This window comes from Saccharothrix algeriensis (genome assembly GCF_016907655.1).
GTDB lineage: Bacteria > Actinomycetota > Actinomycetes > Mycobacteriales > Pseudonocardiaceae > Actinosynnema > Actinosynnema algeriense.
This window is the reverse complement of the sequence record NZ_JAFBCL010000001.1, coordinates 1,442,171-1,465,440: the sequence shown is the minus strand read 5'-3', so window position 1 is coordinate 1,465,440 and position 23,270 is coordinate 1,442,171. Positions and strand designations below refer to the sequence as shown.

Below are 23,270 nucleotides of genomic sequence, written 5' to 3'. Positions count from 1 at the left end.
CGGTCCGGTGCTCGTGGCCGGGCGCGGTGCCTGATGCGGTGATCCAGGGCCGCGGTCGCGGGTCACCGACCGGTCGCGCCACCCGGTTCGAGGACTTCGCGGACGAGGTCGGCGAGGCCGGCGAGCCAGGCGGCCGCGGCGGTGTCGGAGGTCTCGTCGTCCAGCACCCAGTTGCCGTCCACGGCCACCAGCGCCGCCAGCACGCCCGGCGGCGGCGGGTCGGCGAGCAGGGAGTCGATGGCGACCGCGTTGCGGCGCACGGTCTCCCGGTTCACCTGCGCCGTCCTGGCCAACTCCGCCCGCACGTCGTCGAGCCCGTCGGCGTCGGCCAGGTAGCCGCGCAGGAACGAGCGGACCTGGTCGAGCGCCGGCGGGAGCGGGCGGTTCGCGCGGGCGCGCAGCTTGTCGGGGACCTCCATGGCGATCAGGGTAGCCCGGACGGGAACGCGGTGACGACGAAGAACGACGGCGGGTCGCCGGGAATCAGCCGCATGCGCAGGGTGGCGTAGCTGGTCTGCGCGTAGTGCGCGGATCGCGGGCCCGCCCCGTACATGCCGTCGTTGTAGAAACCCTCCCCGGTGCGGTGCCCGGCGTCGAAGGTCACCGAGTACTCGCCGTTGAGCGCGAGGTCGCTGCGGATGGTCTCCCAGTTGGCCTGGATGTGGTCGTTGACCGTGCGGTTCATCGTCGAGTCGTCGCTCCAGCGGTACGACCAGTTCTGGGGGTTGCCCCAGGGCGGGTCGCCGTAGATGCGGCCTTCGATGGTCCGGCCCCCGGCCGGGGCGTCGCCCCGGTTGAGCGCGACATCGGCGCCGTGGCGCTCAACGGTGTGCGCGCCGCTGCTGGAGTGGTCGGCGTCGTTCTGGTCCAGGTTCAGCCGGGGCGGGTCGTCGCCCAGCGCGTTGTAGATCTCGGTGGCCTTGCGCAGCGCGATTTCCGACTGGGCGGCCTCGACGCGGTCGGCGGCCTGTTCCGGGGTCTCGCCGGGGCGCGGCGTCGGGCTGAGGTCCCGTTGGAGGTCGGCGTCGCTGGGCGTCGTGGGCTGCTGCCCGGAGCCGGTGTTCGCCCGGCCGTGCTTCGCCTTGGTGGCGATGGCGGTCTGGGCGCTGGTGCAGCCCGCGCCGGGGCTGATCGAGGGGGACTGCTGCGAGGGCTGGTTGCCCCCGCCAGGGTTGCCGGGACCGGCTCCACCGGTGGTTCCCTTGCGCTGGTGCAGGGCGAGCCGGGCGACGAGCGCGAGCAGCGCGAGCAGGGTCTTCACGGCCGCCTACCCGTCGAGGAGCTTGGAGAGGTTCTGGAGGCTGGTGATCAGGGCGGTGGTGTAGACCAGGATGCGGCCGGCCCACTTCACCACCGCCGCGGCGATCTGCGAGGCGATCACCGGGATGGTCACCACGAAGATCGCCTCGACCGCCCACACGATCACCCGCGCCACCAGGTCGGCGATCAGGTCCCGGACGATCTCCCGGGTCAGCTCCACCAGGCCGCCCGCGCCCTCGGTGGCCACCGCCAGCGCCGCCGACACCGCTGCCAGGCCGCCGATGGCCTCCACGTTGTTGGCCATCAGGCGCTGGTAGGCCCCCGCGGCTTCGCCCTGCCAGCCGGGGAGGTCATCGGCCAGGTGCGAGCGCAGGTCCTCCGCCATCGCGTGCAGCTCGGTGGACATGTTGTTCCACGTCGCTGCGTGCGACTTGACCACGTCGGGTTTGCCGGTCAGCTCGTCGAGCACCTCGCGCAGCGGCTCGAAGTACTCCATCGCCCAACCCAGGCCGTTGGCCAGCAGGGCGCTGATCGGGTCCATCACCGTGGCAGCGACCTCGACCCCGAGCGCCGCGCCGGCCAGCGCGTCGTCCACCCAGCCCTCGGTCCTGATCGCGTCGACGAGACCTTCGACGCTGTCCGCGAGCCCCGAACCGGTCCACGCCTCCCGGGACGACCGCACCGGGGCGACCAGCGAACCGTCCGTCATCGCGCACCCCGCCCGGCGGAGCGGACCAGGCTCGCGTTGGCGTCCTCGACGGCCCGGTAGTCGTCGGCCGTGGCGCGCAGCGATTCCGCGGCCAGCGCCAGGTTCTCCTCCACGTAGGCGATCAGCTCGTCCTGCCGGGTGTGCCGGGCTTCGAGGATCCCGGAGATCCACCCGCACAGCAGCCCGTAGGCTTGGTCGTCCTGCGCGATGTGCGCGCTGGCCGACTTCACGGCCTCGAAACGCGCCTTGAGCGCCTCGATGTTGCCCGCGTGGCGGCGCAACTGTTCGACGTCGACGTGGTACCCGGAGGTCACGTTCACCGCCCCCGGAGGTACGAGCGGCCCTCGTAGCCCTCGTCGTCGTCATCGTCGTGGTGGACCGGGCGCCGCGGGGCGGACCCGCCTCGCAGGTGCCGGTCGACGTTCTCCGCGATCGCCCGGGCCGCAGGGGATTCGGTGCCCACGGTGTCCGCGATGATCTCCTGGGAACGGTCGGCCAACCGGGTCCTCGCGTCGCCGAGCGTCGCCATGACCGCCTGGGCGACGACGGTCGGCGCGACCCGCGCGATCCGGTCGGTCAGCCGCAGGTCGACCAGCGCGCCGGTCGAGTCGACGGTGACCTCGGCCAGCCCGTTCGGGTCGGCGGCGGTGACCCGGACCTCCTGCAACCGCTCGCTCATCGCCTTGGTGTCGGCGGCCAGCCGGTCGATCCGGCCCTTCCAGGCGGCCAGGCGCTCGCGGGCGCCGTCCGGATCGAGGATGTCGTCCATTCGCACCACCTGTCGTCGCCAAGTGTCGCACCGTGCTGCCGGAGTGTAGTCGGTGGGGCTCGCCGGGGGGAGCAGAACAGGACGGCCGGTCGGGGTTCCGGGCCGACGGGCGGCCGGCGCCCCCGGTGGCGGGCAGTTGGCCGTCAGCGCATCCTTCTTGTCCGGCGCCGCACAGGCCGCCGCGCGGCGGTTCCGCCCGGCGCCCGTGCGCGCCGAGACTGCCTGCGTCGGGGAGTGAGGAGCGCCGCATGTCCAGTCCGGGTGCCGCGTGCCGGCCCGCTGGGCGGACCGGCCCGAACTCCGCCAGCCCGCCTCCGGCGTGCCAGGACGGCTGCCCGGTGCCGCCGCGCCCGGCCCCGCGGCCTGACCGGAAAGTGACCGCACCTTGGCAGCCGATCTGATCCTCACCAACGCCACCGTCTACACGGTCGACAGCGCGCGCCCGTGGGCCACCGAGCTGGCCGTCGCGGGCGGCCGGGTGGTCGCCCCCGACGCGGTGGAGCACGGGCCGGGCACCGAAGTCCGCGACCTGGGCGGCGCGTTCGTCATGCCCGGCCTGGTCGACGTGCACAACCACCACGCCCTGGCCGGGCGGGCCGAGCTGTTCGAGCTGACCTTCGGCGGCGACCACGGCTTCGAGGCGATCCTGGACGCGGTCCGGGACCGGTGCCGCGACCTCGGCCCGGACGAGTGGGTGGTCGGCGGGGCCTGGGCGTCGACGCTGGTGGACGCGCTGTCGCGGGAGTCCGCCCGGCACGCGCTGGACACCGCGGCGGGCGGTCGGCCGGTCATGCTCACCGACGACAGCAGGCACAACCGGTGGGTCAGCAGCCGGGCGCTGGAGCTGGCCGGCGTCACCGCGGCGACCCCGGACCCGGCGGGCGGGGTGATCGTCCGCGACCCGGCCACCGGCGCGCCGACCGGGGTGCTGCTGGAGGCCGCGGGCGTGCAGGTCGAGCGCGCCCTGCGGAAAACCGGCACGCTGACCGAGGAGCAGCACGCGCGCGCGTCGCAGCGCGCGATCGAGGTCCTGCACTCCTACGGCGTCACCGCCTTCCAGGACGCCGGGGTGTCGGTCGACATCCTCAACGCGCTCAAGTCCCTGGACGACGCCGGCCGGCTGGACGCCTGGGTGGTCACGTCGCTGCTCGTCAACGACCCGATCTTCGGCTTCGACCCGATCGGGTCGGCGCTGATGGAGCTGGCCGAGCGCTACCGCGGCGAGCACCACCGGCCGGACTTCGTGAAGATCTTCCTCGATGGCGTCCCGCCGACCCGCACGGCGGCGTTCCTGGAGCCCTACCTGCCCGACGAGGCGCACGGCGCCTGCTTCCACGGCGCGCCGACCATGCCGCCCGACGAGCTGGAGGGCTGGCTGCGCGCCGCCGCCTCGGCGGGGCTGTCCGCCAAGGTCCACTGCACCGGCGACGCCTCGGTGCGCGCCACGCTGGACGCGGTGGAGAAGCTGCGCGCCGAGGGCCACACTGACACCCTGTTCCAGGTGGCGCACGGGCAGTTCGTGCACCCCGACGACCTCGCGCGGTTCGGCGCGCTGGGCGTCGTCGCGGACATCTCGCCGTTCCTGTGGGTGCCCGGCGTCATCCCGACGGCCATCGCGAACGTGCTGCCCGCCGAGCGCGCGTCCCGGATGCAGCCCAACCGCTCGCTGCTCGACAGCGGCGCCCTGGTCGCGGGCGGGTCGGACTGGCCGGTCAGCGAGTCGCCCAACGCCTGGGAGGGCATCCAGGGCCTGGTGACCCGGCAGGACCCGACGGGCGCGCACCCCGGCGCGCTGTGGGCCGAGCAGGCCATCTCCCTCGCCGAGGCCGTCGAGGCGTTCACCCTCTCGGGCGCGCGCGCGATGGGCGTGGACGACGTCACCGGCTCGCTGGCGCCGGGCAAGTCCGCCGACTTCGTCGTGCTCGACCGCAACCCCTTCGAGAGCCCGGTGACGGAGCTGCACGCCACCGCGGTGACCGAGACGTGGTTCGCCGGGCGCCGGGTCTTCCAGCGCGACTGAGGCCGGAACGGCGGGGAGCCCGCTCGCCTGCGACGAGGCGAGCGGGCTCCCCGGCCCTGCCGGCGAACCGGGCGGTCACCGCCGGTCGGGCGGCACGGGCTCGACCTCGACCTCGTCCACCACCACCGCGCGGCGGCGCAGGCGGGGCAGCACGGCCAACCACACCAGCGCCACCGCGAGCCCGTACGCCACCGCCATCGTCAGGCTCATCGTCACCGGGCTGGTGCCGCTCAACGACACCAGCGGGGCCACCACCGGGCCGATCGCGAACGACGCCATCCCGAGCAGCGCCGCCGCCGTCCCCGCCCGCTGCCGGTGGTCGCCCAGCGCGAGCGCCGACCCGTTGGCCTGCGAGCCGCCGGCCACGAGCATCAGCAACCCCAGCGGGATCAGCAACCCGATGAGCCCGGCGCCGCACAGCACCGCGACGAGCATCGCCACGGAGGCCACCGCCGTCGTGGTCGTGCCGATGGCGTACATCCGCGCCGGCCCCGCGCGCCGCACCAAGGCCCGGTTGATCAGCGCGCCCACCACGGACATCACCGCGTTGGCGGCGAAGCAGAGGCTGAACACCTGCGGTGACAGCGAGAAGCTGTCCTGCAGCACGAAGCTGATCGACGCGAGGTAGGTGAAGAACGCGACGCCGCCGCACGCGCTGACGAGCAGGAAGCAGACGAACAGCCGGTCCTGCAGCACCGCGCCGAAGTGGAACCCGGCGCCCCGGGCGTGCCGGTCCTGCGGTGGCAGGCTCTCCGGCAGCGACGTCAACGCCAGCAGGAACAGCGCGACGCCGATCCCGGCGAGCACGGCGAAGATGCCGCGCCACCCCATCACCGGCGCCAGCTGCCCGCCGACGACCGGCGCCACGATCGGCGCGATCGCCCCGACCGTGGTCAGCATCGCCAGCAGCCGCACCAGTTCCACGCCGTCGGTCAGGTCCCGCGCGACGGCCAGCGCGATCACGATCCCGGCGGACCCGCACAGCCCCTGGAAGAACCGGGCGGCCAGCAGCAGCTCGACGGAGGGCGTCACCGCGCACAGCAGCGACAGCAGCGCGAACAGCCCCACGCCGGCCAGCAGCGGCCGGCGCCGGCCGAACCGGTCGCTGAGCGGACCCAGGACCAGCTGGCCGAGCGCCAGCCCCAGCATGCACGCCGACATCGTCGCCTGCGCCAGGCTCTCGCTGGTGTCGAGGTCGGCGGCGAGCTGGGGCAGGGCGGGCATGTAGAGGTCCATCGAGATCGGCCCGAAGGTCTCCAGCAGGCCCAGGACGACGGCGACGCGGCGCAGGCTCACGGGGACCGCAGGATCCGCCGCAGCCAGGACAGCCGGGCCGCCGCGGCGGCCCGGGAGACCTCGGCGCCGGGGGAGAACCCGGTGAAGCCGTGGTAGCCGCCCGCCCACACGTGCAGCTCGGCCTGCCCGCCGGTGGCCCAGATCCGCAGCGCGTACTCGGTCGCCTCGTCCCGGAAGATCTCCGCGGCCCCGACGTCGATGAACGCGGGCGGCAGGCCGGACAGGTCCGCCATCCGGGCCGGCGCCGCGTACGGCGAGACCTCGTCGGTGCCGCGCAGCGGGCCGAGGATGGCGTTCCACGCGGTGTCGTTGTTGTTGCGGTCCCACGCGCCGAGGCCGTCGTACTGCCGCGTCGACACCGAGACGTTGCGGTCGTCGAGCATCGGGCAGATCAGCCCCTGCCCGGCGATCGCCGGGCCGCCCCGGTCGCGGGCCAGCAGCGCCACCCCGGCGGAGAGCCCGCCGCCGGCGCTGGCCCCGGTCACGACGACCCGGTCGCGGTCGACGCCGAGCTCGTCGGCGTGCTCGGCCAGCCACACCAGGCCGGCGTAGCAGTCCTCGACCGCGGCGGGCGCGGGGTGCTCCGGGGCCAGCCGGTACTCGACCGTCACGCCGACCGCGCCGAAGCGCAGCACGTCGTCGATCAGCCCGTCGATGCCGAAGTACCGGTTGCCCAGGACCATCCCGCCGCCGTGGATGCTGTAGAACGCCGGCGCGGCGGAGACGCCCTCGCGCGGGCGGACGACCGTCACCACGACGTCCGGCGCGCCGGGCGGGCCGGGCACCGTGCGGTCCTCGACCGTGACGGGGCGGTCGCCGACGATCTGCTCGACCGGCGGGATGATGGTCGCGAAGTGGGCGCGGTTGGCCAGGATCGTGTCCGCCCGCAGCGGGATGCGCTCTACCAGGTCGAGGAACGCCGCCAGCCCCGGTTCCAGCTCGGGGTCGTACGGGACGGGTCGGTGCTGCCCGGCGCTCACCTCCCGACCAGCCCGAGGACGCGGCGCAGCCACGAGTTCCGGGTCTCGATCGCGATCCGGCTGACGTGCCACTCGGGCACGTACATGTCGAACCCGTGGAAGGCGCCGCTCCACACGTGCAGCTCGGCCTGCCCGCCGGTGGCCCAGATCCGCAGCGCGTACTCGGTGTCCTCGTCGCGGAACGGCTCGGCGCTGCCCACCTCGATGAACGCGGGCGGCAGCCCGGACAGGTCGGTGGCCCGGGTGGGCGCCGCGTAGGGCGAGACCTCGTCGGTGCCGACGGCGTCGCCCAGCAGCGACCGCCAGCCCGCCAGGTTCGCCTCGCGGGTCCAGGTGCCCAGGCCGCTGTACTGCCGGCTGGCGATCGTGGTGTTGGTGTCGTCGATCATCGGGCACAGCAGCAGCTGCCCGGCCAGCGCGGGGCCGCCCCGGTCGCGGGCCAGCAGCGCCACGCCGGCGGACAGGCCGCCGCCGGCGCTGCCGCCCATCACCACGACGCGGTCCGGGTCGACACCCAGCTCGTCGGCGTGCTCGACCATCCACTTCAGACCGGCGTAGCAGTCCTCCACCGGCGCCGGGTGCGGGTGCTCGGGGGCGAGCCGGTACTCGACGTTGACCGCGACGACGCCCAGCTCCAGCACCAGGGCCACCAGCCGGGAGACGTCCATGTTGCGGTGGCCGACCATCATGCCGCCGCCGTGGATGTTGTACAGGCCGGGCACCGGCCCCGCGAGGTCGCGCGGGGACAGGATCGTGATCTCCAGGTCGGGCGCGCCCTCGGGACCGGGGACGGTCCGCTCGACCACGTCCACGGGGGCGTCCCCGACCACCTCGGCGGCGGGCGGGAACATCGCCGCCATGGACTGCCGCATGGCGGGGATCGTCTCGGGCGTGAACGGCGGCGCGTCCGGCTGGACGATCTGCGCCAGCGCGGGCTCGATCTCCGGGTCGAACGGGACGGGGGGATGGGACACGGCGGGCTCCTCGCTCGTGGGTCGGGACATCACGGCCCCTCCGGGTCGACCACGCCGCGGTCGACCCAGAACGGCTCGACCAGCGCGCGCAGCTCCTCGGCGCCGACCTGGCGCACCAGGTCGACGGCGGCGAGGTTGTCCTCCAGCTGGGACATCCGGCTCGCGCCGAACAGGGTGGTCACGTTGGCCGGGTGGGTCAGGGTGAAGGCGACGGCGAGGCGCGCCGCGGTCGTGCCCAGCCCCTGCGCGGTCGCGACGACGCCGGTGGCGCTGCGCGTGATCGCCTCCCGGATGCCGCCCGGGTCGCGGCCGATCTCGCGGGAGGGGTTGGTGTTGCCGGCCAGGATGCCGCCTTCGAGGACGTCGGACGCCTGCATGGTGAAGCCCTCGGCGAACAGCTTGCCGAACGGCTCGCCGTCCGGGATGGACCGCCGGCTGATGCTGTACTTCAGCTGCGCGATCTGCGGCCCGTCGACGCCGCGCTCGGCGGCGATCTCCCGCAGGCGGCGGACGTTGCCCGCGGACCAGTTGTTCACGCCCCACGCCCGGATCAGCCCGGCGCGGGCCAGCCCGGTCAGGTCGTCGACCAGGTCCTCCAGCGCGACGTCGTCGCGCCGCAGGTCGCCCAGGATCACCAGGTCGGCGACATCGTAGCCGGCGCGCAGGAACGCGTTCTCCAGCTGCGGGCGGAAGCCCTGCTCGCCGAAGCCCTCGATCCACAGCTTGGCCGAGACCAGGTACTCGTCCCGGGGGATGCCCGAGGCGCGCATGGCCGCGCCCCAGATGACGTCGGTGAACACCGGCGGCTTGCCCGGCATCCCGTAGACGCCGACGTCGAACAGGTTGATCCCGGCGTCCACGGCCGCGCGGATCATCGTGACGGTGTCGGCGAAGTCCATGCGGTCGTAGGTGTGCCACGAGCCGAGCGAGAGCAGCGAGACGTCCAGGTCGGACGTGCCGACGCGGCGGCGGGGAAGGGGGGACACGGTGCCTCCTAGTGGTCAGGGGAGCCGGGGGTCGACGACGGCCTTGACCTCGTCGAGCCGGTGCATGGCCTCGATCCGGTCGGACGCGGCCGACAGCCCGACGGGCGTGCCGAACAGGTCGTTCCACGGCATCCGGTCACCGAAGGCGGCGAAGAACTCGATCGCCCGGTGGTAGTCGGAGATGTCGCCGTTGAGGGAGCCGAACACGGACAGCTCCTTGCCCATCACCGTGCCCAGCGGCAGCGGTGCGGGCTCGGGGCCGGTGCTGCCGACGATGACCACCCGGCCGCGCTGGGCGGCCATCGCGACGGCCTCCCGGCCGACGGTGGGCGCGCCGGCGAAGTCCATCACCAGGTCGGCGCCGTGCCCGCCGGTCAGCTCGCGGACCCGCTCGACGATGCCGTCCGAGCCCTCCGCGATGTCGACGGCGGCGTCGGCGCCGAACCGGCCGGCCAGGGCCAGCCGGGACGCCGGCGCGCCGACGGTGATCACCTTGGCCGCGCCGGAGATGTGGGCGACGGCGGTGGCGAACAGGCCGAGCGCGCCCGAGCCCTGGACCACGACCCGCTGCCCGGTCAGCCCGCCCACGTAGGAGAAGGCGCGCAGCACGGTCTTGGCCGCGCAGCCCGCCATGGCCGCCCAGGTGCCCGGCAGCTCGTCGGGCAGCAGCAGCTTCGCCGCGCCCGGCACGACGTAGGCGTACTCGCACAGGCCGGCGGTCGCGTACGGGTGGACGTCGGAGCGCTGCAGGAACCCGTAGCCGCGCCGGGAGCACGCGACGGGCTCGCGCAGGACGGTGCAGCCGTAGCACTCGCCGCAGGTCGACTCGGACCAGCCGATCCGCGCGCCGACCGGGACGTCCCGGCCGAGCGCGTCCCTGGTGCCCGGACCGACGGCGACGACCTCGCCGACCATCTCGTGGCCCAGGACCATCGGCAGCATCCCGGGGAAGCTCATCTTGCCGGACCAGATTTCCACGTCCGTGCCGCAGAGCGTCGCGCAGGACACCCGCACCAGCGCCGCGCCGGGCTCGACCTCGGCGGGCAGCGGGAGCTCGGTCAGGTGCAGCGGTTTGCCGTGCTCGGTCAGCACCGCCGCACGGGTGGAGGTCGGAACGGTCATCGGACTCCTTCCGTTGGCGGGAGGCGCGAACTGGCCGCCCGGTGGGTTAGTCTACGGCCGTCGACAAAAATGTCGAGACCCCGGACACAACAGGGAGCGCCAGTGTCGACTCCAGTCGCAGACCTGGTCCTGCGCGGCGGACCGGTCCACACCATGGCCGACACCGGCCCCGCGACCGCGCTGGCCATCCGGAGCGGGCGAGTGCTGCGCGTCGGGACCGACGAGGACGTCCTCGGCCTGGTCGGGCCGGGCACCGAGGTCGTCGAGCTGGCCGGGCGCGCCGTCCTGCCCGGCATCAACGACGCCCACCTGCACGCGACCTGGCTGGGCGCGCTGTGGCCCCACACCCTGTTCGGCGGCGACGGCGCGCCGGGCTTCCCGCCGGAGCGCCCGCTGCACACGCCCGCCGAGCGCCGGGCGGCCATCCTCCGGGCCGGGGACCTGTTGGCCGGGCTGGGGATCACCAGCTACACCGAACCGGGGCTGGGCCCGGGCGAGGACGCCGGCCGCACGGGCGCGTTCGGCACGTCGGTCGTGCAGCAGTACCGCGAGCTGGCGGCCGAGGGGCTGCTGCGGGCGCGGGTCACCGCGCTCTGGCTCTACGGCGAGCTGGACGGCCCCAGCACCATCGCGGACTTCCGCGCCGGACTGGCCACTGTGGACGGCGCCGACCCCGACCCGCGGCGGCTCCGGTTCGCCGGGGTGAAGATCTTCGCCGACGGCATCCCGCCGATGCGCTCGGCCTACACCCACCACTGCTACGCCGACGGGACGCGGGCGGAGCTGCTCGTGGCGGGGGACGACGACGCCGAGCGCGAGCACAACCTCACCGGCATGATCCTGGCCGCCCACCACGCCGGGCTCCAGGTGGGCCTGCACGCCACCGGCGACCGGGCGATCGACCTGATGCTCGACGCGGTGGAGCGCGCCCGCGCCGAGCGCGACGTCGACCTCGGCCACTACGTCATCCACGGCGACCTGGTCAGCCCGGACCAGCTGCGGCGGATGGCCCGGCTCGGCGTCGGCCTGTCCGCGCAGGCCGGGATCGCCGTGCGCACGGTCGGCGTGGTGGACGCGGCCCTGGGCGAGGGGCGGGCGCGGAGCGCGTGGCCGTTCCGGGAGGCCCTGGCGGCCGGGGTGCCGCTGTGCCTGACCTCCGACGCGCCCGTGCTCGCCCCCGACTGGCGCCGCGAGATCGCCGCGGCCGACCGGTGGATGGGCCCGGCCGCGGACCCGCGGCAGCGCCTGGCGGAGCTGCTGCGCTGCTACACCGTGCACCCCGCCCGCCAGGACGGGGCCGCCGACTGGAAGGGCACCCTCGCCGAGGGCATGGTGGCCGACCTGTGCGTGCTGGCCGCCGACCCGCTGGCGCTGACCGCCGCCGAGCTGCCCGACGTGGACGTCGACCTGACCGTCCTGGACGGTCGGGTGGTCTTCGAGCGCGGGGTGCAGGCCGTCGCGTGACGGGGTCGTGACCCGCGGTGGGCGAAGGGGCCGGACCTGGAGAGGTCCGGCCCCTTCGCCGTCGGGGACCCGCCGTGCCGGTCGGGTCACCGGCCGTGCCCGTCAGGTCAGCAGCTGGCCGCCGTCGACCGGGAGGCTGGTGCCGGTGATGTGGGCCGCGCCGTCGCCGGCCAGGAACACCACCGCCGCGGCCACGTCCTCCACCGCGGCCATCTGCCGCAGCGGGATCCGGCTCACCCACGCCTCGCGCGCGGGGGAGCCCTCGGGCATCCCGGCGGCCAGCATCGGGGTGAGCACCGGGCCGGGCGCCACCGCGTTCACGCGGATGCCGTGCTCGGCCAGCTCGACCGCCGCCCACCGGGTCAGCGCGTCGACCGCGGCCTTGCTGCTCTCGTAGCCGCCCATGCCCGGGGTGGGCTGGCGACCGCCGATGGAGGACAGGTTGACCACCGCGCCGCGCACCCCGCGCTCGACCATCCGGCGCGCGACCTGTTGCGTCATCAGGAAAGTGCCGTGGACGTTGGTCTGGAGGATGCGGAACATGTCCGCGGCGGGCAGCTCCAGCAGGCGGCCGTGGACGCTCAGCAGGCCGGCGTTGTTGACCAGCACGTCCACCGGGCCGACCTCGTCGAGCGCCCGGCTGATCGAGCCCTCGTCGGTGATGTCCGCGGTCACCCCGCGCACGCCGAGCGCGGCGGCGGCTTCCGGCACGCCGCCGACGTCGGCGATGACAACGTTGTCACCGAGGGTGGCGAAGGCGGTGGCGATCGCGCGGCCGATGCCGCCGGCTCCTCCGGTAACCAACACGGTGCGGGCAGAGGTCATCGAGGTTCCTCTCGGCGGACCGGGGTTCCGGTCGGGGCTTTACGGTATACAAGCGTAGAAAATAAACACGTTGGACCACAAGGCGAACCGCGCGGTCGTGCGGTCGGCGGCGGCGCGGCGTCGTGGTGGACCGCGGACGCGCGGTCCAACGGCGGGGGCCGAAACGCCGAATCTCGTATCAATCGGGTTTCCGTCGCGGAAACCCCGTTCGGGGGGCTGGCGCTTTTAGTCGACGTGCGTAGACTAACACTCCTCTCGTCCCGGGTGCCCTCAGGTCGCCCGCATCCCCTTGGAGGAGCCGTCATGACCGGACCCGCACCGGACCGCATCGTCGACATCGCCATCGGCTACATGGGCGCCAAGCAGCTGTTCGCCGCGTCCCGGATCGGCCTGTTCAAGGCCCTCGCCGACGGCGCGCGCACGGCGCCCGAGCTGGCCTCGGCCACCGGCGCGAGCGAGCAGATGGTCCGCATCCTGGCCGACGCGATGAACGCGCAGGGCCTGCTGGACCGGCAGGACGGCCGGTACTCCCTCGCGCCCGACGCCGCGGAGTACCTCGCCGGCGGCGGTGGCACCGACCTCGCGCCGTTCCTGACGTTCCTCAACGAGATCAGCTACGGCCACTGGCTGCAGTTCGACACCACGGTGGACACCACCAAGCCCGGCGACCTGCAGATGGACGACGCCCGGTGGGCCACGTTCATGGCCGGCGTGATGAAGTACAACTCCCTGCACGCCGCGATGCTGGCGCGGGGCTTCGACTTCACGCCCTACCGGTCGATGCTGGACATGGGCGGCCTGTCGCCGGAGTTCGCCATCGGCGCGCTGCGGGCCAACCCGGAGCTGTCGGTGCGGTTCGTCTTCGCGCCCATGTCGACGCAGGGCCTCAACGACGCGCTGGCCGCCGCGGGCCTGACCGACCGGGCGAGCGTGGAGCCCGCCGACACCGAGACCGCCGCGCCCGGCGGCGAGCACGACATCGTCATGCTCAACCACGTGATCCACCGGTTCGACGCCGAGCAGAACCGGGCGATCCTGGCCAACGCCCGCGCGGCGGCCAAGGAGGGCGCGACCCTGCTGCTGCTCGACTTCTTCCTCGACGACGACGAGCGCCAGCGCCGCATCGACGCGCTGCACGCGGGGGAGTACTTCGTCATCGACGGCACCGTGGTCTACCCAGAGTCCGAGGTCCGCTCGTGGCTGGAGGGCGCCGGGTGGCGGGCGCGCGAGGTGCTCGCGCTGCCGGGCAGCCCGCGCGTGCTGGTCGCCGACGCGGTCTGACCGCCGATTCGTATACGATTTCCCGCCTTTCCCCCAACCGTGGGTAGTCACTTACTTCCGGGGCGAATACTGCTCGGTCAACCGTTGATTTTTTTTCCGACGGCCGTAGACTATCCGCATCCCAGTGAGCCACGTCTCACCCGTTGATCTACCAGCTCCAGGCGAGGACCAGCCCGCGGCAGCGGCGCGAGACCCCCGCCGGCAGTCCATCACCCGAGAGAAGGACTCGATGACGAGGACACGGACAGCGGCATTGGTCGCGGTGGCCGTCGCGGCGGCCACCGCGCTCGCCGGATGCAGCGGCGGCTCAGGCGGCGGCGGTGGTGCGGCCACCGCGGACACGAGCGAGCTCAAGGCCGGGGTGTTCCTCGACGTGACCTCGTGGGACCCGGCCAGCGCCGACATCGGCTTCGACGGCCCGTACCTGTCGGCGGTCTACGACCCGCTCGTGGCGCTGGACAAGGACGGCAAGCCGGTGCCCGCGCTGGCCACGTCCTGGGAGTGGTCCGCCGACCGGCTGACCCTCACCGCCGACCTGCGCCAGGGCGTCACGTTCGACGACGGCCAGAAGTTCGACTCCGCCGCGGCGGTCGCCAACCTCAAGCACCTGAAGTCCGGCGTCCGCTCCGGCCAGGCTTACCTGAACGTGGCCGACGTCCTGGCCAAGGACGAGGACACGATCGAGATCAAGCTGTCCAAGCGGGACGACTCGCTGCTGTACTTCATGGGCCTGGGCCGCAGCTGGATGGCCTCGCCGGCGGCCATCCAGGCCGGCACGCTGGCCAACGGCCCGGTCGGCTCCGGCCCGTACAACTACGACAAGGCTTCCTCGGCGCCGCAGTCGCAGTACGTCTTCACCAAGAAGCAGGGCCACTGGGACGACGCCACCTACCAGTTCCCGACGGTGCGGCTGTTCCCGATCACCGACCAGACGGCCAGCTTCAACGCGATGCTGTCCGGTCAGCTCAACGTCCAGTTCGCCAACGCCGCGAACCTGGCCAAGGCCGAGCAGAACGGCTGGAACATCGCGTCCAAGCCGTCGTCGTGGGTGGGCGTGCAGTTCGCCGACCGCACCGGCAGCCAGGTCAAGGCCCTGGGTGACCAGCGCGTCCGGCAGGCGATCAGCTACGCCTTCGACTCGGCCGGCATCCTCAAGGCCGTCGCCTACGACGCCGGCACCGTCACCAACCAGCTGTTCCCCTCGGACAACAGCGCCGTCTACGACAAGTCGATGAACGACAAGTACAAGACGGACATGGCCAAGGCCAAGCAGCTGCTCGCCGAGGCCGGGTACGCCGACGGCTTCAGCCTGAAGATGCCGATGTCGCCGATCTTCGCGGCGTGGCAGCCGGCCGCCAACCAGACCTTCGGCGAGCTGGGCATCAAGGTCGAGTGGCAGGACATGGCCATGCCCGACTACCAGAAGAACGCGCCGACCTACCCCATGTTCCTCGCCGTGATCGCCATGAGCGGCAACGACATGGCCACGCTGTCCGACCAGGTGACCACCTCCCAGTGGTACAACCCGAACCCGTCGGTCGACGCCTTCCCCGAGGTGAAGGCGCTGGTCGAGCAGGTCGAGCAGGCCGAGCCGGGCCAGCAGCAGACGGAGCTGCTCAAGCAGCTCAACACCAAGCTGGTGGACCTGGCCTGGTGGAGCGTGTGGTACCAGGCGAACAACAACTACTTCAGCGTCAAGGGGATCACGGTGACGCCGGTCACCGGCATGATGTTCCCGACGTTGCGGTTCATCCAGCGCGGCTGACGCGCCCGTGCTCCGGCGGGTCCGTCCACTGCGGACGGGCCCGCCGGTGAGGAGCCGAGAATGCTGTCCTTCATCGCGAAACGCCTGCTGTCGGGGATCCTGCTGCTCGTGGTGGTCACGAGCGGGACGTTCTTCCTCGCCTACCTGGCCGTCGGGGACCCGACCCCGGGCCTGCTGGGCAACAGCGCCACACCGGCCCAGCAGGCAGCCCTGCGCGCCAAGATCGGGTACGACCAGCCGGTGCTGGTCCAGTTCTGGAACTGGCTGTCGCACGCCGCCACCGGTGACTTCGGCACCTCGTGGCGCAACTTCCAGCCGGTCGGCGACCAGATCGCGCTGCGCGTCCCGGTGACGCTGTCGGTCGTGGTCTTCGCGACCCTGCTCTCGGCCGTTCTCGGCCTGGTAGTGGGCGTCGTGTGCGGCCTGCGGCCCGGTGGCGTGCTGGACCGCGTCCTCAAGCTCGCGTCCGTGGTGCTGTTCGCCCTGCCCGGCTTCTGGGTCAGCCTCGTGCTGGTCATGTGGTTCGCCATCGAGCTGAGGTGGTTCCCGGCGATCGGCTACGTCTCGCCGGAGCAGTCGGTCGGGGACTGGCTCATGTCGATCACGCTGCCGTCGGTGTCCCTGGCGCTCGGCGCGATCGTCATGGTCGCGGAGCAGTTGCGCAACGGCTTCATCCAGGTCGCCAACCAGGACTTCGTGCGCACGCTGCGGGCCCGCGGCCTGTCCAACCGCCGCGTCACCACGCACGTGCTGCGCAACGCCTCGCCGGCGGCGCTGACCGTGCTGGCGCTGATGTTCGTGGGGCTGCTCGGCGGCGCCATCGTCGTGGAGATCGTGTTCAACCTGCCCGGCATCGGCAGCCTGACCCAGTCGGCCTCGCAGATCGGCGACATCCCGGTGCTGCTCGGCCTGACCGCCGTCACGGTGGTGTTCGTCGTCATCGTCAACTTCCTGCTCGACCTCGTGCTCGGGTGGGTCAACCCGAAGGTGCGCGAGCGATGACCGCAGCTCCTTTCCCCGCCGCCCTGGCGCCCGTCAAGCGGATCTCGCTGTGGCGGCGCTACCTGCGCCGCCCCCTCGGCGTGGTCGCGCTCGCCGTGCTGGGGGTCGTGGTCGCCGCCGCGCTCCTCGCGCCGTGGCTCGCGCCGTTCGACCCCAACCTGGTCGACTTCGCCATCACCCACGCCGGCCCCGGCGACGGGCACCCCCTCGGCGGCGACTCCGCCGGGCGCGACATCCTCAGCCGGCTGCTCTACGGCGCCCAGACCACGCTGTTCGGCGCGGTGATCACCTGCGTGGCCGGGCTGCTGCTGGGCGTCCCGGCGGGCGTGGTGGCCGGCTACTTCGGCGGCGTCACCGACCGCGTGTGCTCGTGGATCAGCGACGCGCTGCAGTCGGTCCCCGGCATGATCGTGCTGCTGGTGGTCGCCGCGGGCACGGGTCAGTCGTTCGTGGTGCTGATGGTGGCGCTGGGCGTGTTCATGGCGCCCGGCTACTACCGGATCACCCGGGCGCGGGCGCTGGCGGTCCGCAAGGAGCCCTACATCGACGCCGCGCGCGTCGCCGGCGTGACCAACCCGCGCATCCTGCGCACGCACATGCTGCGCGCGGTCTACGCGCCGATCGTGGTGCAGACGGCCCTGACCGCCGGCATCGCCATCGGTATGCAGGCGGGCCTGCAGTTCCTCGGCATCGGCTCGGCGTCGACGCCGAGCTGGGGCGAGATGATGAACGACGGCTTCAAGAACATGCTGACCTACCCGCTGATCCTGCTGTGGCCGTCGATCGCGCTGGGCGTCACCATCGCCGCCCTGGCGTTCATCGGGTCGACCCTGGCCGACCTGATCAGCGTCCGCGCGGAGCAGCCCAACCGGCGGGCCCGGGCGCGGGTGCGGCAGGAGCTGGCCGCGCCGGCGCCGGGCGACCTGCCCGAGCGGGTCGCCAGCGGCACGCACGAGCACAGCGTCGAGGACTGCGCCCTGCGGGTGGAGAACCTGCGGGTCGGCTACGCGACCCAGCACGGGGTCAAGGAGGTCGTCCGCGGCGTGTCCCTGGACGCGGCGCCCGGCGAGGTGCTGGGCATCGTCGGCGAGTCCGGCTCCGGCAAGACGCAGACCATCTTCACCGTGCTCGACCTGCTGCCCTCGGGCGGCACCGCGGTCGCGGACGGCATCTGGGTCTGCGGCCGGGAGGTCGGCAAGCTGTCCTCCGGCGAGCGCGCCGCGCTGCTCGGCCGCTCGATCGGCTACGTGCCGCAGGAGCCGATGAGCAACCTCGACCCGTGCTACACGATCGAGCACCAGCTGGTCGAGCCGCTGCGGCACGTGCACGGCCTGTCCAAGGCCGAGGCCCGCAGCCGGGCGCGGGAGGTCCTCGTGCGGGTGGGGCTGACCGACCCCGACCGCGTGCTGGCCTCCTACCCGCACCAGATCTCCGGCGGCATGGCCCAGCGCGTGCTCATCGCCGGCGCCGTCGCCGGGCGGCCGTCGCTGCTGGTGGCCGACGAGCCGACCACCGCGCTCGACGTCACCGTGCAGGCGGAGGTGCTGGAGCTGCTGCGGGAGCTGCAGCAGGAGTACGACATGGCGCTGGTGATCGTCACGCACAACTTCGGCGTCGTCGCGGACATCTGCGACCGGGTCGTGGTGATGAAGGACGGCCGGATCGTCGAGACGGGCCCGGTGGAGCGGATCTTCCGCCGCCCGGAGGACCCGTACACGGCCGAGCTGATCAGCGCGTCCCTGGACGACACCGAGGGACGGGACGAACTGGACGAGGTCTGGGCCCGCGAGTCGGACCCGAACCGGCCCCGGAGCGCCGCGCACGTGGGCGGAGAGGACGACGCACGATGATCGCGCCCTTGGACACCGCGCCGCTGCTGGCGGTGGAGGACTTGGTGGTCGACTACCGGCTGCACCGCAAGCTGCGGCTGCGCGCGTTGAAGGGCGTCTCGCTCTCGGTCGGCCCCGGTGAGTGCGTCGGGCTGGTGGGGGAGAGCGGGTCGGGCAAGTCCACGCTCGGCAAGGCGGTGCTGGGCCTGGCCGCGGTCACCTCCGGGCGGATCACCTTCGACGGCGAGGACATCACCCACGCGCGTGGCGCGGCGCGCCGCCGCCTGGCCAACGACATCCAGGTCGTCTTCCAGGACCCGTACGGCTCGCTCGACCCGACGATGACGGTGGGCGAGGTGCTGGCCGAGCCGCTGGTGGCGACCGGGACGCCGAAGGCAAGGGCGCGCGCGGTGGTCGCCGAGATGCTCGACCACGTGCGGCTGCCCGCCGACGCCCTGCACCGGTACCCCAGCGAGTTCTCCGGCGGGCAGCGGCAGCGGATCGCCATCGCGCGGGCGCTGGTCCGCAAGCCCCGGCTGATCGTCTGCGACGAGCCGGTGAGCGCGCTGGACCTCACCACCCAGGCGACGATCCTGGACCTGTTCATCGACATCCAGCGGGAGACGGGGGTGTCTTACCTGTTCGTCTCGCACGACCTCGGCGTGGTGCGGCGCATCTGCCACCGCGTCTCGGTGATGTACCACGGCGAGATCGTCGAGTCCGGCGACACCCCCGCCGTCACCCGCGAGCCGCAGCACCCCTACACGCGGCGGCTGCTGCTCGCCGCGCCCGTCGCCGACCCGGCCCGCCAGGCCGAGCGCCGCAGCACCTGGCTCGGACTCCGGGATTCGGCATGAGCACTGCATTAGAGTCGTAACCATGCCGAAGGTCATCGACCACGACCAGCGGCGCCGGGAGATCGTCGAGGTCGCCAAGAAGCTGATCACCGAGGGCGGCTTCGAGGCGGCCACGATGCGCAGCATCGTCACGGCTGCCGGGTTCGCCAACGGCGCCCTCAAGCACTACTTCGCCAGCAAGGACGAGATCATCGCGGCGACGTTCGACAGCGTCCTGCAGGAGACCGCGCAGCGGATGTCCACCGTGGACCCCGAGGTCGACCCGGTGGCGGCGCTGCGCGGGTTCGTGGAGGCGGCCATGCCGCTGGACGCGCACCGGATCACCTCCGCCCGCGTGCTGCTGGTGCTGTGGGAGCACTCGGTCGCCAACCCCGAGCTGGCCCGGCAGTACCGCGACCTGCTGACGACCTGGCGGGCGGAGCTGGTCCGGCGGATCACGGCCGCCCGGTCCCGGCGCGCGGCGCCGGCCGGGCCGGCCGCGGGTGTGCTCGCCGACGAGATCATCTCCGTGGCCATCGGCGCCAACGTGGCCAGCCTGATGCACCCGGTCGGCGAGCTGGTGGAGCGCTACGGCGCCTACGTCGAGGGGCTTGTGAAGCGGATCGCCGGCTGACTCCTGGACCGGCCCCGATCTTTTGTCTACGCTCGTAGAATGACAAGTGTCGCCGCGCTGCCGGCCACCCGCACCCAACCCACCTCCGAGGTCACCGGCCCGCCCGTCGTGCTCATCCACGGCTTCGCCGCCGCCGGGGCCACCGACTGGCCCGCCGAGCGCTGGGCCGGCCCGCTGGCGGAGGCGGGCCGCGAGACCGTCGTGGTGCACCTGCCCGGCCACGCGGGCGGCCCGGCCGTCGCCTCGGCCGACGAGGTGACCACCGCGCGGCTGCTGCGGCGGCTGGCGGAGGGCATCGGCCAGGACGAGGTCGACGTGGTCGGCTACTCCCTCGGCGCCCGCCTCGCCTGGGACCTCGCCGCCACCGGCGCGCTCCGGGTGCGCCGGCTGGTGCTCGGCGGCCTCAGCCCGGTGGAGCCGTTCGGCGCGGTCGACCTCGCCGCCGCCCGCGCCGCGGTCCAGGGCGGCCCGCAGCCGACGGACATGCTGACCGGCATCATCACGAGCATGGTCTCCGGCCCGGGTCAGGACGCCGAGTCGCTGCTGCGCCTGGTCGAGGGCCTGGCCCGCGAGCCGTTCGACCCGGCCGCCCGCGCGCCCGAGGCGCCGACGCTCTTCCTCGCGGGCAAGGAGGACCAGATGGCCCAGGGCATCGACCAGGTCGTCGCCCGCGTCCCCGGCGCGCGGTTGGAGCACGTGCCCGGCGACCACCTCGGCGCGCTGGCGGGCGACGAGCTGCGCACCGCCGTCTTCCGCTTCCTCGGCGTCTGAGCCGTCGGCGGGCCCTTCCGCGCCACCGCCTCAGCGCCGGCGGCTGCGGACGGCCAGGCCCGCGCACAGCACGACGGCGACCCCGCCGAGGAGGGTCGGCCAGGTCGGCTGCTCGCCCGGCAGCGCTGCCCAGGCGACGCCCAGCACGGGCTGCACCAGCTGCACCTGGCCGACCCGCGCCATCGGTCCGACGGCCAGGCCGCGGTACCGGGCGAAGAACCCGAGGAACATGCTCACCACCGCCAGGTAGCCGAACGCCGCCCACTGCGCCGGTGTCGCCGACGGCGGCTGCCGGAGCGCCGCGACGACCGCGCGGGCCGACGTCGACGCGGGCGCTGGTGGCGCAGTACGGGGCCAGCCCGGTCACGGTGCAGAAGGCGCTGCGGGCGCTGGCCGCGCAGGGGCGTGGTCGACAGCCGCCCCGGCGTGGGCACGTTCGTGCGCGCGGTCCGGGTCGCGCGGCCCCACGACTACGGGTGGCAGACGGCGGCGCTCGGGCCGTCCCACCACCGGGTCCCGGAGGCCCCGGCGGCGCTGCGGTCCGCCCTGAACGACGTGGTGGCCCTGCACTCGGACCATCCCGACCGCGAGCTGCTGCCCGAGCGCCTGGTCCGCGCGGCGTTCACCCGCGCGGCCCGCACCGGCGCGCTGGTCGACCGGCTGCCGACGGCGGGCCTGCCGGAGCTGCGGTCCTGGTTCGCCGCGGAGCCGGCGGCGGTGACCCCGACCGGGGTCACGCCGGTCGCCCGCGGCGACGTCGTGATCATCCCGGGCAGCCAGGGCGGGCTGAGCACCGCGTTCCGCGCCCTGGTCGGGGCGGGCCGGCCGCTGCTGGTGGAGTCGCCGACCTACTGGGGCGCGATCCTGGCCGCCGCCCAGGTCGGCGTGGCGCTCGTCCCGGTGCCCAGCGGCCCCGACGGCCCCGACCCGGACGCGCTCGCGTTCGAGCAGACCGGCGCGCGCGCCTTCCACGCCCAGCCGAGCTTCGCCGGCCCCACCGGGGCGCTGTGGGAGCCGGACCTGGCCGACCGGGTCCTGGACGTGGTGCGGCGGCACGGGGCGTTCCTCGTCGAGGACGACTCGGCGCACGACTTCGGCATGACCGCGGACCCGCGGCCGATCGCCGCGCGGGACGACGGCGGGCACGTGGTCTACCTGCGCTCGCTGAGCAAGAGCGTCTCGCCGGCGGTCCGGGTCGCGGGCCTGGTCGCGCGGTCCGGCGCGCAAGCGGATCCTCGCCGACGCGCGGGCCGAGTCCGGCTACGTCAGCGGCGTGCTGCAGGCGGTCGCGCTCGACGTCGTGACGCAGCCCGCCTGGCAGGCGCACCTGCGCCGGCTGCGCCGGCAGCTCACGGCCCGCCGGGACCTCCTCGTCGCGAGCCTGCGCGAGCACGCGCCCGACGCGCGGCTGGACGCCGTGCCGCGGGGCGGGCTGAACCTCTGGGTGCGGCTGCCCGACGAGGTCGACCCCGGGCGGGTGGTCGAGGAGTGCGCGGCGGCGGGCGTCGTCGTCGGTCCGGGCGACGAGTGGTTCCCGGCCGAACCGACCGGCCACTTCCTCCGGCTCGACTACGCGGGCCCCGACCCCGGTGCCTTCCCGGACGCGGCGCGCGCCCTCGGCCGCGTGCTGCGCCGCCCCGATCGGCCCTGACGGCCGTTGCGCGGCGAAGTCGGGAGTGCCACGGGGAATTCGCGGGGAACGCGCGGTGGCGGCGGGCTGAGCGCCCGGTGGCGGGGGAGGGGGCCGGCGCGACGCCGCCGGCGGGAACCGGGGTAGGCCGGTCCCGCCGGCGGCGCCGGTCGGGTGTTCCCGGTCGGCGCCGGGTCAGCCGCGGGTGGAGTGCGGGACCAGGCCCAGTCGCCCGGCCAGCACGCCCGCCTGGAAGCGCGAGGTCGCGCCGATGTCCTGCATGATCCGGGCGACGTAGCGCCGGTAGGTGCGCACCGAGACCCCCAGCTCCCGGGCCGCGCTCTCGTCGGTCTGGCCGCTGGCCAGGCAGCCGAGCACCTTCGCGGTGGGCGCCTCGTCCACGCCGTCGCGGCCCCGCGGCGCGGGGATCGCGGTGTCCCAGATGCTGTTCATGAGCGTCTGCAACGCGTTGGCGATGGCCGGTTGGTGCAGGATGATCGCGTAGTCGTGGTCGGGCTGGGCGCCGTGCACGATCGCCGCGTTGCCGTCCACGATGATGATCTCCTCGCGGGAGCAGTTGGCCACCCGCAGCTCCACCTCCGGGGTCACCGCGTCCGCGAACCAGGGCTCACGGGTGATGCCGACCGAGTCGGGCGACCACAGCAGTCGGACCTTGACCCCTCTCTTGACCACGGCGTTCAACGAACCGTTCATCACCTGCAGGCACGCCGGCGACATCCGGCGCTGCGGCAGGACGGCCACCAGTTCGTGCCGGGCCGAGGCGGTCAGCTCCTCGGCCGCGGCCAGCACGGCCTGGTCGGTCGGTGCGATGCGCACCGTCAGGTGGCGCGGCTGGCCCACTTCCTGGGACATCGCCAGTTCCAGCAGCGAATGTGCTTGCAGCAGCACTTGTTCCAACTCGTAGCTTTTGTCTTTCAACGCGGTCTGCGTCATGCCGCCTCCCACGGCTGGGACCCCGGCCGCCCCCAGGCTCCGACGAGGGTTGTCGACCGCCGCGCGGCCTCCCCCGGAACCGCCCGACGCCCTCGACCGGGGTCGTTCATCTGCCACTTTCCCCTTGAGGTGGATCGTACGGGCGCGGCGCGGGGCGGTGGGC

The 23,270-nt window shown here is 73.7% G+C and carries 24 protein-coding genes and 1 pseudogene; 11 read left to right on the top strand and 14 right to left on the bottom strand.

Annotated elements, in window-relative coordinates:
• Nucleotides 1–62: 62 nt before the first annotated feature.
• From JOE68_RS06260 to JOE68_RS06240, 5 genes are read right to left on the bottom strand one after another with little or no spacing between them, the layout of a single operon-like run.
• Nucleotides 63–419: a hypothetical protein gene (locus JOE68_RS06260; protein WP_204841386.1), complete on the bottom strand. Its 357-nt coding sequence runs from the start codon at nt 417–419 to the stop codon at nt 63–65.
• A gap of 5 nt (nt 420–424) precedes the next feature.
• Nucleotides 425–1,261 (bottom strand): hypothetical protein, encoded by an 837-nt coding sequence (locus tag JOE68_RS06255; protein ID WP_204841385.1) that lies wholly within the window; start codon nt 1,259–1,261, stop codon nt 425–427.
• A gap of 6 nt (nt 1,262–1,267) precedes the next feature.
• Nucleotides 1,268–1,969, bottom strand: a complete 702-nt coding sequence (locus JOE68_RS06250) for a WXG100 family type VII secretion target (RefSeq protein WP_204841384.1) — start codon at nt 1,967–1,969, stop codon at nt 1,268–1,270.
• Nucleotides 1,966–2,289 carry a type VII secretion target gene (locus tag JOE68_RS06245; RefSeq protein ID WP_307819554.1) on the bottom strand — a complete coding sequence of 108 codons (324 nt, stop codon included), beginning with the start codon at nt 2,287–2,289 and terminating at the stop codon, nt 1,966–1,968. The genes JOE68_RS06250 and JOE68_RS06245 overlap by 4 nt, the downstream gene beginning before the upstream one ends.
• Nucleotides 2,286–2,738, bottom strand: a complete 453-nt coding sequence (locus JOE68_RS06240; protein WP_204841383.1) for a YbaB/EbfC family nucleoid-associated protein — start codon at nt 2,736–2,738, stop codon at nt 2,286–2,288. The genes JOE68_RS06245 and JOE68_RS06240 overlap by 4 nt, the downstream gene beginning before the upstream one ends.
• Nucleotides 2,739–3,123: 385 nt before the next feature.
• On the opposite strand from JOE68_RS06240, the gene JOE68_RS06235 reads away from it, so the two are divergent.
• Nucleotides 3,124–4,758, top strand: a complete 1,635-nt coding sequence (locus JOE68_RS06235; RefSeq protein ID WP_204841382.1) for an amidohydrolase — start codon at nt 3,124–3,126, stop codon at nt 4,756–4,758.
• Nucleotides 4,759–4,833: 75 nt separating this feature from the next.
• Here JOE68_RS06235 and JOE68_RS06230 read toward each other — a convergent pair whose 3' ends face one another.
• The 5 genes from JOE68_RS06230 to JOE68_RS06210 are packed head-to-tail and all read right to left on the bottom strand — an operon-like array spanning nt 4,834 to nt 10,116.
• Nucleotides 4,834–6,054 (bottom strand): multidrug effflux MFS transporter, encoded by a 1,221-nt coding sequence (locus JOE68_RS06230; protein WP_204841381.1) that lies wholly within the window; start codon nt 6,052–6,054, stop codon nt 4,834–4,836.
• Entirely contained in the window at nt 6,051–7,034 is a 984-nt protein-coding gene (locus tag JOE68_RS06225; RefSeq protein WP_204841380.1) for an alpha/beta hydrolase, read from the bottom strand. Before JOE68_RS06225 ends, JOE68_RS06230 begins: the two co-directional genes overlap by 4 nt.
• On the bottom strand, nt 7,031–8,038 hold the full coding sequence (locus JOE68_RS06220) for an alpha/beta hydrolase (protein ID WP_204841379.1): 1,008 nt from the start codon (nt 8,036–8,038) through the stop codon (nt 7,031–7,033). Before JOE68_RS06220 ends, JOE68_RS06225 begins: the two co-directional genes overlap by 4 nt.
• On the bottom strand, nt 8,038–8,994 hold the full coding sequence (locus JOE68_RS06215; RefSeq protein ID WP_204841378.1) for an aldo/keto reductase: 957 nt from the start codon (nt 8,992–8,994) through the stop codon (nt 8,038–8,040). The genes JOE68_RS06220 and JOE68_RS06215 overlap by 1 nt, the downstream gene beginning before the upstream one ends.
• Before the next feature lie 15 nt (nt 8,995–9,009).
• On the bottom strand, nt 9,010–10,116 hold the full coding sequence (locus JOE68_RS06210; RefSeq protein ID WP_204841377.1) for a zinc-binding dehydrogenase: 1,107 nt from the start codon (nt 10,114–10,116) through the stop codon (nt 9,010–9,012).
• A 102-nt stretch (nt 10,117–10,218) separates the two neighbouring features.
• Between JOE68_RS06210 and JOE68_RS06205 the strand changes: the two genes are divergently transcribed.
• On the top strand, nt 10,219–11,580 hold the full coding sequence (locus JOE68_RS06205; protein ID WP_204841376.1) for an amidohydrolase: 1,362 nt from the start codon (nt 10,219–10,221) through the stop codon (nt 11,578–11,580).
• A gap of 102 nt (nt 11,581–11,682) precedes the next feature.
• On the opposite strand, the gene JOE68_RS06200 is transcribed toward JOE68_RS06205, so the two are convergent.
• Nucleotides 11,683–12,405, bottom strand: coding sequence for an SDR family NAD(P)-dependent oxidoreductase (locus JOE68_RS06200; RefSeq protein WP_204841375.1), 723 nt, complete (start codon nt 12,403–12,405; stop codon nt 11,683–11,685).
• 303 nt (nt 12,406–12,708) lie between these two features.
• On the opposite strand from JOE68_RS06200, the gene JOE68_RS06195 reads away from it, so the two are divergent.
• The 7 genes from JOE68_RS06195 (at nt 12,709) to JOE68_RS06165 (ending at nt 20,523) form a co-directional block, all read left to right on the top strand.
• Entirely contained in the window at nt 12,709–13,686 is a 978-nt protein-coding gene (locus JOE68_RS06195; RefSeq protein WP_204841374.1) for a methyltransferase family protein, read from the top strand.
• A gap of 229 nt (nt 13,687–13,915) precedes the next feature.
• Complete coding sequence (locus JOE68_RS06190) at nt 13,916–15,451, top strand: ABC transporter substrate-binding protein (protein ID WP_204841373.1); 1,536 nt, start codon at nt 13,916–13,918, stop codon at nt 15,449–15,451.
• Nucleotides 15,452–15,511: 60 nt separating this feature from the next.
• Nucleotides 15,512–16,453, top strand: coding sequence for an ABC transporter permease (locus JOE68_RS06185; RefSeq protein ID WP_204841372.1), 942 nt, complete (start codon nt 15,512–15,514; stop codon nt 16,451–16,453).
• Nucleotides 16,450–18,303, top strand: coding sequence for a dipeptide/oligopeptide/nickel ABC transporter permease/ATP-binding protein (locus JOE68_RS06180; RefSeq protein WP_204841371.1), 1,854 nt, complete (start codon nt 16,450–16,452; stop codon nt 18,301–18,303). The genes JOE68_RS06185 and JOE68_RS06180 overlap by 4 nt, the downstream gene beginning before the upstream one ends.
• Entirely contained in the window at nt 18,300–19,139 is an 840-nt protein-coding gene (locus JOE68_RS06175) for an ABC transporter ATP-binding protein (RefSeq protein WP_204841370.1), read from the top strand. Before JOE68_RS06180 ends, JOE68_RS06175 begins: the two co-directional genes overlap by 4 nt.
• Before the next feature lie 22 nt (nt 19,140–19,161).
• Nucleotides 19,162–19,752 carry a TetR/AcrR family transcriptional regulator gene (locus JOE68_RS06170; RefSeq protein ID WP_204841369.1) on the top strand — a complete coding sequence of 197 codons (591 nt, stop codon included), beginning with the start codon at nt 19,162–19,164 and terminating at the stop codon, nt 19,750–19,752.
• A 39-nt stretch (nt 19,753–19,791) separates the two neighbouring features.
• Entirely contained in the window at nt 19,792–20,523 is a 732-nt protein-coding gene (locus JOE68_RS06165; RefSeq protein WP_204841368.1) for an alpha/beta fold hydrolase, read from the top strand.
• Between the two features lie 30 nt (nt 20,524–20,553).
• Here JOE68_RS06165 and JOE68_RS06160 read toward each other — a convergent pair whose 3' ends face one another.
• Nucleotides 20,554–20,769, bottom strand: coding sequence for an EamA family transporter (locus JOE68_RS06160; RefSeq protein WP_204845953.1), 216 nt, complete (start codon nt 20,767–20,769; stop codon nt 20,554–20,556).
• Nucleotides 20,770–20,993: 224 nt separating this feature from the next.
• Nucleotides 20,994–21,290: a hypothetical protein gene (locus JOE68_RS30955; protein ID WP_239565093.1), complete on the bottom strand. Its 297-nt coding sequence runs from the start codon at nt 21,288–21,290 to the stop codon at nt 20,994–20,996.
• Here JOE68_RS30955 and JOE68_RS30950 point away from each other — a divergent pair.
• Together JOE68_RS30950 and JOE68_RS30945 are read left to right on the top strand one after the other, a co-directional pair.
• Nucleotides 21,172–21,681 (top strand): annotated as a pseudogene (locus JOE68_RS30950) (aminotransferase class I/II-fold pyridoxal phosphate-dependent enzyme); the annotation flags it as partial. The gene JOE68_RS30955 and the pseudogene JOE68_RS30950 overlap by 119 nt on opposite strands.
• Nucleotides 21,682–21,796: 115 nt before the next feature.
• The gene (locus JOE68_RS30945) at nt 21,797–22,174 is read left to right on the top strand and encodes an aminotransferase-like domain-containing protein (protein WP_239565092.1); all 378 of its coding nucleotides are present in this window, start codon (nt 21,797–21,799) and stop codon (nt 22,172–22,174) included.
• Between the two features lie 174 nt (nt 22,175–22,348).
• Here JOE68_RS30945 and JOE68_RS06150 read toward each other — a convergent pair whose 3' ends face one another.
• Nucleotides 22,349–23,107 (bottom strand): helix-turn-helix transcriptional regulator, encoded by a 759-nt coding sequence (locus JOE68_RS06150; protein ID WP_204841367.1) that lies wholly within the window; start codon nt 23,105–23,107, stop codon nt 22,349–22,351.
• Nucleotides 23,108–23,270 lie beyond the last annotated feature (163 nt).